The 2,528-nt window shown below is 44.3% G+C and carries 1 protein-coding gene; it reads right to left on the bottom strand.

Features of this window, described 5'->3' with window-relative positions; all coding sequences use genetic code 11:
• Nucleotides 1–133 precede the first annotated feature (133 nt).
• Entirely contained in the window at nt 134–1,846 is a 1,713-nt protein-coding gene (ltrA, locus tag QUA16_RS36370) for a group II intron reverse transcriptase/maturase (protein ID WP_333109687.1), read from the bottom strand.
• Nucleotides 1,847–2,528 lie beyond the last annotated feature (682 nt).

Below are 2,528 nucleotides of genomic sequence, written 5' to 3'. Positions count from 1 at the left end.
ACGTGAGAGTAAGGGGTGTGAATCCCTTAGTGGAGTAGGCTCCACGTGCCAAACGACCTTTCAGGTCGCGCCCCCAACGAACCGGACGTGACACTTTCGCATCATCCGGCTCTGGCATTCTTGGACTCCGAGGTTATTTAGTACCATGAACCTTCCTGTGACAAATTTGGTGAAGGTGTATAAGATTGTCGATTTCATCTGTGCCTCCATTTGTCACTTCAGTTATGTGGTGAGTGTGGATTTGTTCTCCGTTTAGCAGGTAGTCTCCGCATTCAGTGCATCTCCAGTGCTGAAATTGAGCCACTTTGTAGAGCTTCGAGCCTTTAGCCCATACGCTACTACCGAGTGAGGATTGGCGTTTCTTCCAGTAATCTACTTTGGTTGAGTCATCTGGACTAGCTGTGCCTTCAACCTTTGTATGTCTCAGGATTGGGATGTCACTTACATCCAGGAGATAAAGTCTCTTTCTTTTTCCTGTTCTATCCTTGGTATCGGCAAAGAATGTCCAGTGGTCATTTCCCAGTACGGTAAAGTATTTGTTCTTTACCCATTTGAGATGTTTCTGGTGGTGTCGTCTTTTACACCATTGCCATAGCATTTGTACCATTCTATGGTTGAATGTAGCGAAGATTTCCTTGCTGGAGCAGTGCCTGTAATAGTTCGCCCATCCTATAAGTATGGGGTTTAGATGTTTGATGACTTCTTCCGGTTTTACCGTTTTGTGTCTTTTGAGCCATCCTCTAATTTCTCTGAGTTTGGCAATCATCTTATCCTTTTGAGGTTTGCAGAGCGTCGTTCCGTCTGAGTAGCTTCGGATTGTAAAACCAAGGAAGTTAAACCCATCTCGCTTATTTACGATTCGGGTTTTTTCTTCGTTTAGCTCTAGTCCACGCTTGTTCAGCCATTCCTTTATTTCAGGCAGAACGGCTTCCAAGTCTTCCTTTGTTTCGGCTGTGACAAGGAAATCATCGGCATATCTGATGTACCCAAATTTAGGATAATACCTGTTTGTGTAGTAGGTTTTGCCTTTGTATTCCCCACTCTTGCTCTGTTTGACTTTCTGGTGGTTGGATAATACTTCTCCTTCCAGTCCGTCTAGGGCGATGTTAGCCAGAAGTGGGCTAATGATACCGCCTTGGGGAGTGCCTGTTTCTGTTGGGTTAAACTTGTTAGCCTCCACGTAACCTGCTTTTAGCCACTGTTTAATTAGCTCTTTGCTAGGAATTTCTCCGAGAGCATTGAGTATGTATTCGTGGCTGATGTGGTCAAATGCTCCTTTAATATCTGCGTCTAGAACCCATTCATCGCCTCCTTTTCGTAATCGGGTATGAACTTGTTCTATTGCATCGTGACAGCTTCGCCCTGGTCGAAAGCCATAGCTGTTGGCTTCAAATAAGGCTTCCCAACTTGGCTCCAGTGCGTTTTTGACCACTCCTTGCATTACTCTATCCTTGAGAGTTGGTATCCCCAAAGGACGCTTTTTACCATTGGCTTTTGGAATGTATATCCTTTTAGCAGGCTTTGCTTTCCAAGGGTTCAGCTTCAGGATTTCGTGTATTAGTTGGATTCTCATCTGAGGGTTGAGAGCAAGTTGGTTATCCACTCCTGCTGTTTTCTTCCCTTGGTTAGTTTGAGTGACCCGTCTAACTGCAAGTAGCAGGTTGGACTTACTTTTTAACATGAGTGAAGTAAGGCTCCTGACCTTATTCCACTCATTCCTCTGAGTCGCACGATAAATTCTCTGTCTGAGATTTCTCACCACCTTTGTAGCAGCTTTCCAATTAAGGTCTGCCCATTTCTCAGGTAATGCGTCTGTTCCGATTTCGTTACCGAATCTATCTTTCACAGAAGTTTGATTTCCTTACGTTGGTTTATCGTTAAATACCTGCCAGAATTTGGCAACATTCAGTTGGAGCAAATCTTGAACTCCTATCTGCGGCGTTACCCACAGCATTCGCTTTTTCTGGCATCCTTTACCCTCTAAGTATTCTGCTTTCCTTACGGTTGGCTTACTCAGACTTCGACTTGTACTGAGAACCTATAGGGCTTTCCGCAGTTCTATGTGTTTGAGATTCGTCACGGGTCGGGTTCCATCTCTACTCCGGTGGGATTATATTTCGTCGAACTAGAGAATCATCAACTCTAGTTCTACCCACTTACCTTTTGGTGAGAGTGTTTCAGCCTTATTTCACTCTTTATTCATCACGAAGTGTACAAACGATGGTTACTGGTGATTAACCCTTTCGTGCTTCCCCTTGCTCCTTTCCAACGCGAGGCTGTTAGATGAGGCTACTTTCGTGGTCTGCATTCCATTAGGTTCATTATTTACTACTAACGTGACCGGGGTATCGTGACCCTTTTACGTGGGGACAACGGGACAAAATCCGTTGGGAGAGAAGGCTCTCCACTCAGAACACGTAGCTTAACTACGTCGCGCAATGATGGTAAATGGATAAGTAGCTAGACAAAATTAATTACATAGTTTTCTCCAAATTCTTTCAGGATTTTTTCCACAGAGGTAACAAAAG

The sequence above is a fragment of the Microcoleus sp. S13_C3 genome (assembly GCF_036700905.1).
Classification (GTDB): Bacteria; Cyanobacteriota; Cyanobacteriia; order Cyanobacteriales; family Microcoleaceae; genus Microcoleus.
The sequence above is the reverse complement of the archived record's forward strand: the minus strand, read 5'-3'. Positions and strand labels throughout refer to the sequence as shown.